Here is a 15,099-nt window from a genome sequence, read left to right on the forward strand (position 1 = left end):
TGGTTCTGACCCCATCGAGACGTGCCGCACGCCGTATAGTCGCGGCATGACCACCATTCCGCCGGCCGGGCTCCCCGCCATCCTGCACACCCTGCGCAGCGCCTGGCAGTCGCAGCGCCCGTCGCTGGACCAGCGCGAAGCCGACCTGCGCCGCCTGCGCGAGGCGCTGAAGCCGCGTCTGGACGAGATGGCCCAGGCCATCGCCGAGGACTTCGGCCATCGCGCCCACGTCGAATCGAAGCTGGCCGATGGTATGAGCGTGCTGTCGGCCATCGACCACCTGCGCCGCAACCTGCGGCGCTGGTCGAAACCGCAGCGGGTGGGTGCGGGCTGGCGACTGTGGCCGGCCCGCGCACAGCTGCGGCCGACGCCGCTGGGCGTGGTCGGGGTGATCTCGCCGTGGAACTACCCGGTGACGCTGGCACTGGTGCCGCTGGCCACGGCCATCGCGGCGGGCAACCACGTGCTGCTGAAGCCCTCCGAACACACGCCGCGCACCAGCGCGTTCCTGGCCGACCTGCTGGCCAGCGTGTTCCCGCCCGATCGGGTGGCGGTGGTGCAGGGTGGCGCGGACGTGGCCGCAGCGGTGTCGTCGCTGCCGCTGGACCATCTGCTGTTCACCGGCTCGACGGCCGTGGGCCGCAAGGTGATGGCCGCCGCCGCCGAGCATCTGGTGCCGGTCACGCTGGAACTGGGCGGCAAGTCGCCGGCCATCGTCTGCCGCGATTTCCCGCTGGACAAAGCCGCCGCGCGGCTGGCCACCGGCAAGTGGTTCAACGCGGGCCAGACCTGCATCGCGCCGGATTATGTGCTGATCGATACCGTTCGCCAGCGCGAGTTCGTACAGGCGCTGCAGCAGCAGGTGCGCGAACGTTATGGTGATTTCAACCACGCCGACGACTACACGCGCATCATCAACGAAGGCCAGTACCGGCGCCTGCAGGGCTATCTGGCGCAGGCGCGCGAACGCGGTGTGCCAGTGATTCCGTTGGCGCAGGTGGATGAGGCACGCGCCGACCGCGAGCGCCTGCTGGTGCCGACCGTGGTGCTGGACCCGCCGGACGACCTGGATCTGATGCGCGAGGAGATCTTCGGGCCGATCCTGCCGGTGCGGGCCTACCCGGATCTGGATGCTGCGCTGGCCGACGTGCTGTCGCGTGACCGGCCCCTGGCGCTGTATCCCTTCAGCCACGACACGGCGACGGTGGAGCGCATCCTCGGTCAGGTGGTGGCCGGCGGGGTGACAGTGAATGACACGCTGCTGCACTTCGCCGCCGATGGCCTGCCGTTTGGCGGGGTGGGGGCCAGCGGCATGGGCGCGTACCACGGGCAGGCCGGGTTCGATGCCATGAGCAAGCTGCTGCCGGTGTTGTGGCAGTCGCGCTGGTCGGCCAGTGATAGGCTGCGGCCACCGTATTCGAAGATTGCCGGGTTGTTGAGGTTGCTGTTGCGGTGAAGCCATTCCGGTGACGCATTCCCGTAGAGCCGAGCCCATGCTCGGCTGCTCTTGGCTGGTCCAGGCAGAAGCAGCCGAGCGTGGGCTCGGCTCTACACGGGAATCCGGGCCGACCCCCATCCCGCCCACCCGGGTAGAATGCGCCCATGAAGATCGCCTCGTGGAACGTCAATTCGCTCAATGTCCGCCTGCCGCACCTGGAGCAGTGGCTCAAGGATTTCGGCCCGGACATCGTCGGTATCCAGGAAACCAAGCTGGAGGACCACAAGTTCCCCGATTCGGCGCTGATCGCCGCGGGTTACCGCAGCGTGTTCGCCGGCCAGAAGACCTACAACGGCGTGGCGCTGCTGTCGCGTGAGCCGGCGCAGGACGTGCAGATCGGCATTCCCGGCTTCGAGGACGAGCAGAAGCGCGTCATCGCCGGCACCTTCGGCGACCTGCGGGTGATCAACCTGTACGTGGTCAACGGCCAGGACATCGGCACCGACAAGTACGACTACAAGCTGCGCTGGCTGGACGCGGTGCATGCCTGGATCGCAGAAGAACTGCAGCGGCACCCGAAGCTGATCGTGATGGGCGACTTCAACATCGCCCCGGACGCGCGCGATGTGCACGACCCGGAGGTGTGGAACGAAAACCACATCCTGACCTCCACCGCCGAGCGCGGCGCATTGAACAAGCTGCTGCAGCTGGGCCTGCACGATGGCTTCCGCCTGCACAATGACGAGGCGGGCACCTTCAGCTGGTGGGATTACCGCGCCGCCGGTTTCCGCCGCAACCTGGGCCTGCGCATCGACCTGACCCTGGTCTCCGACGCGCTGAAGGGCAGTGCGGTGGCCTCGGGCATCGACCGCGAACCGCGTACCTGGGAACGCCCGAGCGACCATGCGCCGGCGTGGGTGCAGTTGGGTTGAACGAACGGGGCCCGACGATTGCCGGGCCCGTTCTGGAAGGTCTGCCGGCCGGTGGCCGACACTACCCTCAGATCACCGTATGCTCTTGCGGGTGAACAGGTTGACGATCGCCAGCAGGATCACCGCACCGATCAGCGAGAACAGGAAGGTGCGGATGGTGATCGCTTCGTTGATGCCGCCGCCGAACAGCCAGCCGGAAATCAGCGCGCCGACAATGCCGACCACGATGTTGAGGATGATGCCCTGCTGGGCATCGCGCTTCATGATGATGCTGGCCAGCCAGCCTACGATGCCGCCGACGATCAGCCAGATGATGATGCCCATGATCGAACCTCCGGTGGGGAACTGTGACCAGTTGACGCGCAGGGCTGTGAACCCGTCGTGGAATTGCGTGATGGGCGCGTGCGGATGAGCCTGCCAGCCACCCTCGATGGCCCGTGGCGCTTCGGCCCGGTGACGGTCTGGCGCCGCCCGCACGTGCCGGGCCACCGCGGTGAACCGCAGGCGCGGCAGGTGCTGGCGCAGGCATTGGGTGCCGACCCGGAGAGGCTGCCGCTGGTCCGCGATGACAAGGGCCGGCCGGAACTGAGCGGCGCACTGGCCCACTACGGCACCGGCTGGAGCCACAGCGGCGAGGTGCTGCTGGTGGCGCTGGGCGAAGGTGTGCGGCTGGGCGTGGACCTGGAGCTGCTGCGGCCGCGGGCCCGCCTGCTGGAGATCGTGCAGCGCTTCTTCCACCCCGAGGAGGTAGCCTGGCTGGAAAGCCTGGACGAGGCCGGGCGCAAGCACTGGTTCTTCCGCGTGTGGTGCATCAAGGAGGCCATCCTGAAGGCGCATGGACAGGGCATCTCGTTCGGCCTGCACCGCCTGCAGCTGGCGCCGGGGGCCGATGGCGCCCTGCACCTGCGCTGGTGCGACCCGGAACTGGGCGAGGCCGCGCGCTGGCACCTGCACGAATGGCAGGCCACCGGCCAGTTCCGTGCGGCATTGGCCTGGTATCCGCACTGAAGCGGGGAATCAGCACGCAAAACCGGCGATAATGCCTGCATGAGCGAACACCCACTTCCCGCCAGCGTGGCTGCCACGCTGGAACAGGGCCTGGCCAGCATGGGCCTGGACGCCGCGCTGGCGCCGCCGCTGCTGCGCTACCTGGCCCTGCTGCACCGCTGGAACGGCACCTACAACCTCACCGCCATCCGCGACCCGCAGGAGATGGTCACCCGCCACCTGCTCGACTCGCTGGCGATGCAGCCGTTCGTGGCCGATGGCAGCCTGGCCGACCTCGGTACCGGCCCCGGGCTGCCCGGCATCCCGCTGGCGATCGCCTGCCCGGGCCTGCAGGTCACCCTGGTGGAAAGCAACGGCAAGAAGGCGCGCTTCATGCGCGAGGCCGTGCGCCAGCTCGGCCTGGACAATGCCCGCGTGGCCGAATCGCGCGCCGAGGCGCTGGACGAGGCCGGCCGCTACGACCAGCTGACCGCGCGCGCGATGGACACCCTGGCCGGCATCGTCCGCGTCGGTGGCCACCTGCTGCGCCCCGGCGGCGTGCTGCTGGCCATGAAGGGCGTCTACCCGCATGAGGAGATCGCGGACCTGCCGGCTGGCTGGCAGGTGCGTGAGGTGACCCCGCTGAGCGTGCCCGGCCTGGCCGGCGAACGCCATCTGGTCACCGTTACAGGCCCCTGATTCCCGCCGCCAGCCCTTTGTGGAACAACGGGTTGGCGATTCACGATTTCCGCAAGGGGCCGGTTGTACGCATAATGACCGGTCCCAGCACACGTCGACGAGGCACACCCGCATGGCCCGCATCATCGCCATCGCCAACCAGAAGGGTGGCGTCGGCAAGACCACGACCGCCGTCAACCTGGCCGCTTCCCTGGCCAACGCACCCAAGCGCGTGCTGTTGGTCGACCTGGATTCGCAGGGCAACGCGACCATGGGCAGTGGCGTGGACAAGCGTGAGCTGGCCGCTTCCACCTACGATCTGCTGCTGGGCGAGTCCAGCGCCGCCGAAGTGCGCGTGCAGACCGCCGAAGGCTACGACCTGCTGCCCGGCAACATCGACCTGACCGCCGCCGAGATCCAGCTGATGGCGCAGAGCGAGCGCGAGCAGCGGCTGAAGCGCGCGCTGGCACCGATCCGCGACGAGTACGACTACATCCTGATCGACTGCCCGCCGGCGCTGTCGCTGCTGACGCTCAATGCGCTGGCCGCCGCCGATTCGGTGATCGTGCCGATGCAGTGCGAGTACTACGCGCTGGAAGGCCTGAGCGCGCTGGTGGAAACCATCGAAGCGCTACGCGCCAACCTCAATCCGGCGCTGGAGATCGAAGGCGTGCTGCGCACCATGTTCGATGTGCGCAACAACCTGGCCAACGCGGTCTCGGCCGAGCTCACCGAGCACTTCGGCGACCGCGTGTTCCGCACCATCGTGCCGCGCAACGTGCGCCTGGCCGAGGCGCCGAGCCATGGCCAGAGCATCGTCGGCTACGACCGCGCCTCGCGCGGTGGCGTGGCCTACCTGGGCCTGGCCGGCGAGATCATCCGCCGCAACAACGAACGCAACAAGGCCGCCAAGGCCGTGGAGACCGTCTGATGACCAGCAGCAAGCCGGCAGCCAAGAAGCGAGGCCTCGGCCGTGGCCTGGATGCGCTGCTGGGCCCGAAGGGGGCGGTAAGCCAGGTGCAGGCCACCACCGCGGTGATCGAGCCGCTGCCGGGTGAAGTGCTGCGCAAGCTGGCCGTGGGCCAGCTGCAGCCGGGCAAGTACCAGCCGCGCCGCGAAATGGACGAGGGCAAGCTGTCCGAGCTGGCCGACTCGATCAAGTCGCAGGGCGTGATCCAGCCGATCCTGGTGCGCCAGCTGCCGGCGGGCAACTACGAAATCGTTGCCGGTGAGCGCCGCTGGCGCGCCTCGCAGCTGGCCGGGCTGGACGAAGTGCCGGTGGTGGTGCGCGAGCTGGAAGACCGCACCGTCATCGCGATGGCGCTGATCGAGAACATCCAGCGCGAAGACCTCAACCCGCTGGAAGAAGCCGAGGCGCTGCAGCGCCTGATCAGCGAATTCACCCTGACCCATGCCGAGGCCGCCGAGGCCGTCGGCCGCTCGCGCGCGGCGGTGTCCAACCTGCTGCGCCTGCTGGAGCTGCCGGTGGCGATCCGCCTGCTGCTGGAAACCCGCCGCCTGGAAATGGGCCATGCCCGCGCGCTGCTGACCCTGGCCCCCGAGCTGGCCGGCAAGCTGGCACAGGAAGCGGCCGATGAAGGCTGGTCGGTGCGCGAGGTCGAGCGCCGTGCGCAGGCCTTCGCCGCCGGCAAGGTGCCGAGCAACCGCCCGGTCGCCACGCCGAAGGTGCAGCAGGCCGACATCGCCTCGCTGGAAACCGAACTGTCCGAAGCGCTGGGTGCCAAAGTGGCGATCAGCCACGGCCGGGGCGGCAAGGGCAAGCTGATCATCCACTACACCGACCTGGATACCCTGGACGGCGTGCTGGAAAAACTGCGTACGCGCCAGGGCTGAGCCCGGCGCAGCGCCAGGGGATGCGGCCTGTTCCTGCCGCGTCCTGTAGGTGACAGGGAACGCACCGCCGTGCGCGCCGGGGGATGCACTGCTCTCCGGTCCGTGGACTCATCCAGGGAGCAGGACATGAGCAACACATTCGACGACGTCAGCCCGGGCGGCAGCCCGATCATGGTGCACAGCCGCCAGAAAGACTTCAGCCCCGCGCAGGGCGAAGCACACATCGAGGCGATCAGCGCCCACATCGAGCGCCATCTGGGTCCGGTGTCCGGTGTCTTCCACGAGATCATCTCCGACCTGGTGCACATCGACGTGCACGTGGTACCGGCCACTGACCAGTGTCCGTACCTGCGCCTGGTCACCTCCGGCATGAGCGACCTGCCGATGACCGTACCGGCCGAGGTGGATGCAGACGTGCCGCGTTACATGGAACTGATGGTGACCCTGCCGGCGGACTGGCCGATCTCGCAGGACGCCTTCGAGGACGAGCGCAACTACTGGCCGGTGCGACTGCTGAAGGGCATGGCACGGCTGCCGCACGAGTACGACACCTGGCTGGGCTTCGGCCACACCATTCCCAACGGCCATCCCAGCGAGCCCTACGCGCCGGGCGTGGGCTTCGACGGTGCCATCGTGCTGCCGCCGGTGACGACCCCGGAGGACTTCGCCACGCTGGAACTGGACGACGGCAAGACCATCAGCTTCATGACCCTGGTCCCGCTGTATCCGGAAGAGATGGACCTGAAGCTGAAGAAGGGCGCCGAGGCGCTGCTCGACCGCTTCGATGCGAAGAAGATCCAGGATGTGATCGAACCCGGCCGCACCAACGTGGCCAGGAAGCGTTTCGGGCTGTTCTGAGTCTGCGGCGTATCCTCTGCACCTGTATTCATTGATTCCCAGGCAACTGCCATGACCATCCTGCTCACCGGCGCTGCCGGCTTCATCGGTGCCTACACCGCCCGCGCGCTGCTGGAGGCCGGCCAGCCGGTGGTCGGCCTGGATAACTTCAACGACTACTACGACCCGCAGATCAAGCGCGATCGCGTGGCAGCGCTGTGCCCGGCGCTGGACCTGCGCACCCTGGACCTGACCGACCAGCAGGGCTTGGCGGCACTGTTCGACGAAGTGAAGCCGACCGCGGTGATCCATCTGGCCGCGCAGGCCGGCGTGCGCTATTCGCTGGAAAACCCGCACGCCTACGTCGACAGCAACCTGGTCGGCTTCGTCAACATGCTCGAGCTGTGCCGCCACCGCGGCGTGCAGCACCTGGTGTACGCGTCCAGCAGCTCGGTCTACGGAGACTCGGCCACACCGCCGTTCTCCGAGGACCAGCGCGTGGACCAGCCGCGTTCGCTGTACGCGGCGACCAAGGCGGCCAACGAGCTGATGGCCTACACCTATGCGCAGCTGTACGGCCTGCATGCCACCGGCCTGCGCTTCTTCACCGTGTATGGCCCGTGGGGCCGGCCGGACATGGCGCCGCTGCTGTTCTCGCGCGCGGTGCTGGCCGGGCGTCCGATCGACGTGTTCAACGAAGGCCGCATGCAGCGCGATTTCACACATGTTTCCGACATCGTATCGGGTATTCTCGGCGCGCTCGCGCATCCGGCCGAAGGTCCGGTACCGCACCGGGTGTTCAACCTCGGCAACCATACGCCGGTCGAGCTGGAGCGCTTCATCAGCGTGATCGAGCAGGCCGCCGGTCGCCCCGCGCAGAAGGTCTACAAGCCGATGCAGCCGGGCGACATGGTGCGCACGATGGCCGATACCCGGCGCGCCCATGACGCATTCGGCTTCGATGCGGTGACTCCGATCGAAGAAGGGTTGCCCCCCGTCGTGCAGTGGTGCCGCGAGTATTTTGGCGATCGCGCCTGAGGAGGGATCCTCACACGGCCGGATTCATCTTCGGATAACCTCGGCTTCGGAGAATGCGCGGTCTTTGTCCCCCTTTGGCCGAGTGCCTTATGAGCCAACCCGAGCTTTCCGTTGTCGTCCCGGTGTTCAACGAACGCGACAATGTCGCCCCGCTGGTTGCCGAAATCACCGCTGCACTGCGTGGGCGGCTGCCGTTCGAGATCGTCTACATCGACGACCACTCGCGCGATGACACCCTGGCGGTGCTGCAGGGCCTGAAGGCGACTACGCCGGAACTGCGGGTGCTGCACCACGTGGACCAGAGCGGGCAGAGCACCGCCGTGCGCACCGGCGTCAAGCACGCACGTGCGCCGTGGATCGCGACCCTGGATGGCGACGGGCAGAATGATCCGGCCGACATTCCCAAGCTGCTGGCCGCGCGCGATGCAGCTGAGGCACAGGTGAAGCTGTTCGCCGGCTGGCGGGTCAACCGCCAGGACAGCGGCAGCAAGCGCTGGGCCAGCAAGTGGGCCAACGCCATCCGTGCACGCATGCTGCGCGACGATACGCCCGATACCGGCTGCGGCATCAAGCTGTTCGAGCGCAGCGCGTTCCTCGACCTGCCGTACTTCGACCACATGCACCGCTACCTGCCGGCGCTGATGCAGCGCGCCGGCTGGAAGACCACCAGCGTGCCGGTCAACCACCGCCACCGCACCGCCGGCGTCTCCAAGTACAACAACCTCGGTCGCGCGCTGGTCGGCATCCGCGACCTGCGCGGCGTGGCCTGGCTGATCACCCGCAGCAAGCGCACCGCGGTGGAAGAGCGGTGATGGGCCTGGAACTGCACTGGCTCGACCACCCGCTGACCTGGCTGTACTGGACCGGCCTCCATGTGACCGGCTGGAAGCTGATCGGCTATACCGGCGCGCTGATGTTCGGTGGCCGCTGGCTGGTCCAGTTCATCGCGTCCAAGCGTGCGGGCAAGCCGGTGATCCCGCGGCTGTTCTGGTACATGAGCGTGGTCGGCAGCCTGATGACACTGAGCTACTTCCTGTTCTCGGCCAAGCAGGACTCGGTGGGCGTGCTGCAGAACCTGTTCCCGGCGTTCACCGCGCTGTACAGCCTGCAGCTGGACATCAAGCACCGGGGCTGGAAGCGGGACAGGGCCAGCCACTAGGTCTCCAGTAGATGCCGACCTTGGTCGGCGCTGGGTCTGGGGAGCCAATGCGCAGGCAGGACCTTCGTCCCATGCCATGGGCCGTGGGCGGTGCCATCATCGGGGTCTGCCTTCCCGGGAACCTGTGCTCGTGAAAACCCGTCTTGCCGTTGCCCTGCTGATCGTCCTGTCCGCCCCTGCTGTGGCCCTGGCCGCGCCGCCCGCCACCGTCGCACCGGCCAGCGTGGCCACCGAATCGCCCGCCGATGCCGCCTTCCGCGCGCTGTACGAGAAGGAATGGAAGTGGCGCCAGGATGGCGGCGGCGAGGCCAGCGAGGACGAAGACGCCCCGGCCAATGCCACCCGCATGCCCGACGTCGGCCCGGCCGCGCAGCAGGCGCGCCTGAAGGTGTGGGACGAGACCCTCGCCGCGCTGAAGAAGATCGATCCGAAGACCCTGTCGCCCGACAACCAGGTCAACTACGCGATCTACCGCGATCAGGTATTCAACCTGGCCGAAGAGACGCGCCTGCGCGGCTACGAGATGCCGTTCAATGCCGACTCCTCGTTCTGGTCCAACCTGTCCTTCATGGCGCGGCGCGAGATGAAGACCGTGCAGGACTACCAGAACTACATCGCACGGCTGAACGATGTGCCGCGTTACTTCGGCCAGCAGACCGAAAACATGCGCGCCGGCCTGAAGCGCGGCTTCAGCGTGCCGCGCGCGGTGCTCGATGGCCGCGAAGTGTCCATCGCCACCGTCGCCGAGTTGAAGGACCCGACCGAATCGCCGCTGTACGCGCCGTTCAAGAAGCTGCCCAACACCGTTCCGGCGGCAGAACAGGCCAGGCTGCAGGCGCAGGCGCGTGAAGCGATCAGTGGCAAGGTGGTGCCCGCGTTCCAGCAGCTGCGCACCTTCTTCGTCAACGAATACGTGCCTCAGGCGCGTACCACCCTGGCCGCCGAAGCGATGCCGGACGGCAAGGCGTACTACAAGCAGCAGATCCACGAATACACCACGCTGGACCTGTCGCCGGACGAGATCCACCGCATCGGCCTGGATGAAGTGGCACGCATCCAGAAGGAAATGAACGACATCATCAAGCAGGTGAAGTTCAAGGGCAGCTTCGCCGAGTTCCTGACCTTCCTGCGCACCGACCCGCAGTTCTATGCGAAGACGCCGGAAGAGCTGCTGTCGCGTGCCGCGTGGATCTCCAAGCGCGCAGACGGCCAGCTTGGCAAGTACATGACGTTGCCGCGCGCGCGCTTCACCATCGTGCCGGTGCCGCCGGACATCGCCCCGTTCTGGACCGCCGGCCGCGGTGGCATGGGCACCTACTGGCTCAACACCTACAACCTGCCGTCGCGCCCGCTGTACAACCTGCCGGCGTTGACCCTGCATGAATCCGATCCGGGCCACGCGCTGCAGGGCGCCATCGCCGCCGAGCAGAAGAACCTGCCCGAGTTCCGCCGCAACGCCTACATCTCCGCCTATGGCGAAGGCTGGGCGCTGTACTGCGAGAAGCTGGGCGTGGAAATGGGCATCTATGAAACCCCGTACGAGGACTTCGGCCGCCTGACCTACGAGATGTGGCGCGCCACGCGCCTGGTGATCGACACCGGCGTGCACAGCAAGGGTTGGACCCGCGAGCAGGCGCTGGCCTACCTGCGTGACCACACCGCGCTGAGCGAGCATGAAGTGACCACCGAAGTGGACCGCTACATTTCCTGGCCGGGCCAGGCGCTGAGCTACAAGCTGGGCGAGATCGCCATCGTGCGCCTGCGTGCGCAGGCCGAGAAAGAACTGGGCGACAAGTTCGACATCAAGGGCTTCCACGACACCCTGCTCAAGCAGGGCTCGGTACCGCTGCCGGTGCTGGAACAGCAGATCCAGGCCTACATCGCCGAACGCAAGAAGGCCTGACCGTCGTGTGATCGGGTCAGAGCCCCGCCCGAAGGGCGGGGATCCGACCCTGTCACGGGGTCGGATCCCTTTCCTGTGGAAAGGGCTCCGACCCCCAACCTCAGCCGACCGCCCGCGGCTTGGCCACGCGCGCGGCAAACGTCGGCAGCACCAGCAGGGTCAGCACGGTGGCGGTGATCAGGCCACCGATCACCACCGTCGCCAGCGGCTTCTGCACCTCCGCGCCGGAACCGCTGGCAATCGCCATCGGAATGAAGCCGACGATCGCTACCAGCGCCGTGGTCAGCACCGCGCGGATGCGGCTGGAGGCACCGTTGATCGCCGCCTGCAGCGGCACGTCACCGGCATCCAGGCGCTCGCGGATCGCCTGCATCAGCACCAGGCCATTCAACGTGGCCACGCCGGAGACGGCGATGAAGCCGACCGCCGCCGACACCGAGAACGGCATGCCACGCAGCAGCAGTGCGAGGATGCCGCCGACCAGCGCCAGCGGTACGCAGCTGAACACCAGAATGGCTTCCTTGCCGCTGCGCAGGGCCATGAACAGCAGGCTGCCGATCAGCAGGAACACTACCGGCACCACCGTTGCCAGCCGCTTCTCCGCGCGCTGCAGATTCTCGAACTGGCCACCCCAGGTCAGGTAGGCGCCTGGCGGCAGCGCTACGTCCGCTACTGCGGCCTGCGCCTCGCCGACGAAGCCACCCAGGTCACGACCACGCACATTGGCCTGCACCACCACGCGGCGGCTGCCGTTGTTGCGGCTGATCTGGTTCGGCCCTTCGCTGACTGTGATGCGGGCCACCGACGACAGCGGAATCACCAGCCCCGACGGCGTAGCGATCGGCAGTGATGCGAGCTGGTCCGGATCGTTGCGCGAGGCATCGTCCAGGCGCACCACCACGTTGAAGCGGCGATCACCTTCGAAGATCTTGCCAGCGGCAGTGCCACCAATGCCGGTGGACAGCGCATCGCTTACGTCCGCAGCGGTCAGCCCATACTGCGCCGCTGCCACGTGGTCGATCGCCACGTTGAGCGTGGGCAGGCCGGAGATCTGTTCCACCCGCACGTCGGCTGCACCGTTCACTGCACGCAGCTTCAGCGCCACCTGGTCGGCCACCTTCTGCAGCTGGCTGAAGTCATCGCCGAAGATCATCACCGCCAGGTCGGTACGCACGCCGGAAATCAGCTCGTTGAAGCGCAGTTCGATCGGCTGGCTGAACTCGAAGCTGTTGCCCAGCTGCTGCCCGGCCAGCTTTTCGAAGCGCGCCACCAGTTCGTCCTTGGCCAGCTTCGGATCGGGCCAATCCTTGCGCGGCTTCAGCACGATGACGCTGTCGGAGATGTTGGTCGGCATCGGGTCGATCGCCGCCTCGGCAGTACCGGTACGCGAGAACACGGTCTCTACTTCCGGCTGCTTGGCGATCGCTTTTTCCAGTGCCAACTGCATCGCCAGCGACTGCTCCAGCGAGGTCGAGGGCACGCGCAACGCCTGCATCGCCACGTTGCCTTCGTCCAGCGTCGGCATGAATTCGCGGCCCAGCAGCGAGAACGAACCGATGCCCACCACCACCATCATCACCGCGCCGGCCAGCACCGTGCGCGGATGCGCCACGGCCTTCCGTACCACCGGCTCGATGCGCGCGCGCAGCACGCGGATCAGCTTGGTTTCGTGCTCGCCATCGTCCGCATGGGCATCACCGTCTTTCACCTTGGGCTCGCGCACCAGCAGCGCGGCCATCGCCGGCACGAAGGTGAAGGAGAAGATGAAAGCACCGACCAGGGCCAGCATGAAGGTGGCCGCCATCGGGTGGAACGTCTTGCCCTCCACGCCTTCGAGGGTGAGGATCGGCGCGAACACCAGCAGGATGATCAGCTGTCCGAACGCCGCCGGACGCGCCATCTTCATGGCCGAATCGGCGGCCACGCGCAGGCGTTCCATCGCGGTCAGCGCACGGCCCAGTTCGGCGCGGCGCTGGCCCAGCATCAGCAGCGTCGACTCGACCACGATCACCGCACCGTCCACCAGGATGCCGAAGTCCAGCGCGCCCAGGCTCATCAGGTTGCCGCTGATGCCGAACCGGTTCATGCCGATCACTGCGAACAGGAACGACAGCGGAATCACCAGCGCGGTGATCGTCGCCGCTCGCAGGTTGCCCAGCAGCAGGAACAGCACCACCACCACCAGTAGCGCGCCCTCGGTGAGGTTCTTGGCAACGGTCTTGATGGTGGAATTGACCAGCACGCTGCGGTCCAGCACCGGCGTCGCCACGATGTCGGCCGGCAGCGATTTGTTCACCTGTTCCAGGCGCGCCGCAGCAGCCTGGGCCACGGTGCGGCTGTTGCCACCGGCAATCATCAGCGCGGTGCCCAGCACGGCTTCATGGCCGTTGCGGCTGGCCGCACCCAGGCGCGGCGCGCGGCTCAGGTCGACGTCGGCCACATCGGCCACGCGTACCACCACGCCATTGCGGGTGGCCACCGGTGCCTGTGCAAGATCGTCGGTGGTCAGCGCCAGGCCGTCGGCACGCACCACCAGGCCTTCGCCGGCGCGCTGCACGAAACCGGCGCCGGCCTGCACGTTGGAACGCTGCAGCGCGGTGACCAGGTCGGCCAGGCCGAGGCCATGCGCAGCCAGCCGCGCGCTGTCCGGATGCACGCCGTATTCCTTCACATAGCCGCCGACCGTATCGACGCCGGCCAGCCCCGGGCTGGAACGCATCTGTGGCGCGATGATCCAGTCCTGCACGGTGCGCAGGTAGGTCGCACGCTCTTCGGGTGTACGCAGCAGGTTGCCTTCCGGCGTGCGGTAGACCTCGCCGGCCTGCCAGCCGGCTTCACCGGGCTTGGCCAGCTTGGCTGGATCGAACGTGGTGAAGTCCACCGTCCACATCAGCACTTCACCGAGCCCGGTGGTGACCGGCGATAGCATCGGTGATGCACCATCGGGCAGGTCTTCCGACGCTTCGCGCATGCGCTCGGCCACCTGCTGGCGGGCGAAGTAGATGTCGGTGGCATCGGTGAAGATCGCGGTGACCTGCGAGAAGCCATTGCGCGACAGCGAACGGGTGGTGGTCAGGCCGGGAATGCCGGCCAGCGCGGTTTCCAGCGGATAGGTCACCTGCCGCTCGATCTGCTCCGGGGTCAGTGCTGGCGCCACCGTGTTGATCTGCACCTGGCGGTTGGTGATGTCCGGCACCGCGTCGATTGGCAGCTTGCCCAGCTGGAACAGGCCCACGGCGGCGATCAACGCGGCCATGAACACCACCAGCCAGCGGTGGCGTACCGCTGTTTCAATGATCAGCTTGAACATGGTCGCCTCCTCAGTGGCCGTGCTCGGCTTCGCCCTTGGCCAGTTCGGCCTTGAGCAGGAAGGCATTGGCACCGACGATGCGCTCGTTGCCGGTCAGGCCACCGAGGATCTCGATGCGGTCGCCGGCGCGACGCCCGGCCAGTACCGGCTGTGCCTTGAAGCCGCCTTCGACGGCAATGAACACCGCGCTGCTGCCATCGACGTTCTGCACCGCATCGGCGGGCACGCTGAGCGAACCGTCCTGGCCTTCGGTGACCACCACTGCCGATACCGGCGAACCGGCCGGCGGCAACGCGGCATTCACCGGCGCGGCACGGATCACCGCGACGCCGCCCTGCTGGCGCACATCGGCGGCCGAGCCGGTGACGGTGGCGGTGAAGCTGCCACCCGGCACACTCACTTCCAGCTTCATGCCCGGCGTGACCTGCGCGGCCAGCGCCGGCGGTGCGGTGAACACCAGCTCGTTCATCGCCGGATCGGCGACGTCGGCCACGGCGCTGCCGGCGGCGACCACACCGCCCGGAGTGACCTGCACGTTACCGACGATGCCGGCCACCGGACTGGTGATGCGCACGCGGCCATTGGCATCGGGCGCGCCGTTGGCGGCGGCCTGGGCCTGCGCGGCAGCGGCCTGGGCCTGTGCCGCCAGCGAACGTGCGCGCGAGGCTTCCATCTCCTGGCGCGCGACCACGCCCTGGTCGACCAGCGCCTTGTCGCGGCCATAGGCCAGGCGCGCGGCCTCGGCTTCGGCCGAGGCGGCCAGCGCATTGGCACGGAACACCGCCGCTTCGCCACTGACCACGATGGCCAGGGCCTGGTTCTGCTTCACTGCGGTGCCCGGTGCGACCAGCACGCGTTCGACGCGGCCGGTCACGGTCGACGCCACCGAGGCACGTGCGCCCACCGACGGCGCGACGCGGCCGGCCACCCCCGGCGAGCCCCCCCCCCCCCCGCCCCAGGGGG

Annotated in this window: 14 protein-coding genes; 11 read left to right on the forward strand and 3 right to left on the reverse strand. The window is 67.8% G+C overall.

Annotation, left to right across the window (positions count from 1 at the left end):
• Positions 1–46: 46 nt before the first annotated feature.
• Entirely contained in the window at positions 47–1,456 is a 1,410-nt protein-coding gene (locus AC13FN_RS03615; RefSeq protein ID WP_482984530.1) for a coniferyl aldehyde dehydrogenase, read from the forward strand.
• A 146-nt stretch (positions 1,457–1,602) separates the two neighbouring features.
• Positions 1,603–2,370, forward strand: a complete 768-nt coding sequence (gene xth / locus AC13FN_RS03620; protein ID WP_180836322.1) for an exodeoxyribonuclease III — start codon at positions 1,603–1,605, stop codon at positions 2,368–2,370.
• A gap of 72 nt (positions 2,371–2,442) precedes the next feature.
• Here the strand turns inward: xth and AC13FN_RS03625 are convergent, their stop codons facing one another.
• Entirely contained in the window at positions 2,443–2,694 is a 252-nt protein-coding gene (locus AC13FN_RS03625) for a GlsB/YeaQ/YmgE family stress response membrane protein (RefSeq protein WP_005411656.1), read from the reverse strand.
• Positions 2,695–2,778: 84 nt separating this feature from the next.
• On the opposite strand from AC13FN_RS03625, the gene AC13FN_RS03630 reads away from it, so the two are divergent.
• From AC13FN_RS03630 to AC13FN_RS03670, 9 genes are all read left to right on the forward strand, one after another.
• Positions 2,779–3,378 carry a 4'-phosphopantetheinyl transferase family protein gene (locus AC13FN_RS03630; RefSeq protein ID WP_482984531.1) on the forward strand — a complete coding sequence of 200 codons (600 nt, stop codon included), beginning with the start codon at positions 2,779–2,781 and terminating at the stop codon, positions 3,376–3,378.
• A 39-nt stretch (positions 3,379–3,417) separates the two neighbouring features.
• Positions 3,418–4,056 carry a 16S rRNA (guanine(527)-N(7))-methyltransferase RsmG gene (gene rsmG, locus AC13FN_RS03635; protein ID WP_049436024.1) on the forward strand — a complete coding sequence of 213 codons (639 nt, stop codon included), beginning with the start codon at positions 3,418–3,420 and terminating at the stop codon, positions 4,054–4,056.
• 112 nt (positions 4,057–4,168) lie between these two features.
• Positions 4,169–4,966 (forward strand): ParA family protein, encoded by a 798-nt coding sequence (locus AC13FN_RS03640; protein WP_197646812.1) that lies wholly within the window; start codon positions 4,169–4,171, stop codon positions 4,964–4,966.
• On the forward strand, positions 4,966–5,889 hold the full coding sequence (locus AC13FN_RS03645) for a ParB/RepB/Spo0J family partition protein (RefSeq protein ID WP_019338308.1): 924 nt from the start codon (positions 4,966–4,968) through the stop codon (positions 5,887–5,889). Before AC13FN_RS03640 ends, AC13FN_RS03645 begins: the two co-directional genes overlap by 1 nt.
• Before the next feature lie 126 nt (positions 5,890–6,015).
• A complete protein-coding gene (locus AC13FN_RS03650) occupies positions 6,016–6,747 on the forward strand; it encodes a suppressor of fused domain protein (protein WP_482984532.1) in 732 nt (243 codons plus the stop codon).
• A 51-nt stretch (positions 6,748–6,798) separates the two neighbouring features.
• Positions 6,799–7,764, forward strand: coding sequence for an NAD-dependent epimerase/dehydratase family protein (locus AC13FN_RS03655; RefSeq protein ID WP_401740528.1), 966 nt, complete (start codon positions 6,799–6,801; stop codon positions 7,762–7,764).
• 89 nt (positions 7,765–7,853) lie between these two features.
• Positions 7,854–8,576: a glycosyltransferase family 2 protein gene (locus AC13FN_RS03660; RefSeq protein ID WP_010482377.1), complete on the forward strand. Its 723-nt coding sequence runs from the start codon at positions 7,854–7,856 to the stop codon at positions 8,574–8,576.
• The gene (locus AC13FN_RS03665; protein ID WP_482984533.1) at positions 8,576–8,923 is read left to right on the forward strand and encodes a lipid-A-disaccharide synthase N-terminal domain-containing protein; all 348 of its coding nucleotides are present in this window, start codon (positions 8,576–8,578) and stop codon (positions 8,921–8,923) included. The genes AC13FN_RS03660 and AC13FN_RS03665 overlap by 1 nt, the downstream gene beginning before the upstream one ends.
• A 130-nt stretch (positions 8,924–9,053) precedes the next feature.
• Positions 9,054–10,826 (forward strand): DUF885 domain-containing protein, encoded by a 1,773-nt coding sequence (locus tag AC13FN_RS03670; RefSeq protein ID WP_049436019.1) that lies wholly within the window; start codon positions 9,054–9,056, stop codon positions 10,824–10,826.
• 100 nt (positions 10,827–10,926) lie between these two features.
• On the opposite strand, the gene AC13FN_RS03675 is transcribed toward AC13FN_RS03670, so the two are convergent.
• Together AC13FN_RS03675 and AC13FN_RS03680 are read right to left on the reverse strand one after the other, a co-directional pair.
• Positions 10,927–14,136, reverse strand: coding sequence for an efflux RND transporter permease subunit (locus AC13FN_RS03675; RefSeq protein ID WP_482984534.1), 3,210 nt, complete (start codon positions 14,134–14,136; stop codon positions 10,927–10,929).
• A 10-nt stretch (positions 14,137–14,146) separates the two neighbouring features.
• Positions 14,147–15,099 (reverse strand): efflux RND transporter periplasmic adaptor subunit (locus tag AC13FN_RS03680; protein ID WP_482995099.1); only part of this gene is annotated, 953 nt, incomplete at its 5' end.

The sequence above is a fragment of the Stenotrophomonas sp. 115C5 genome, from assembly GCF_056861055.1.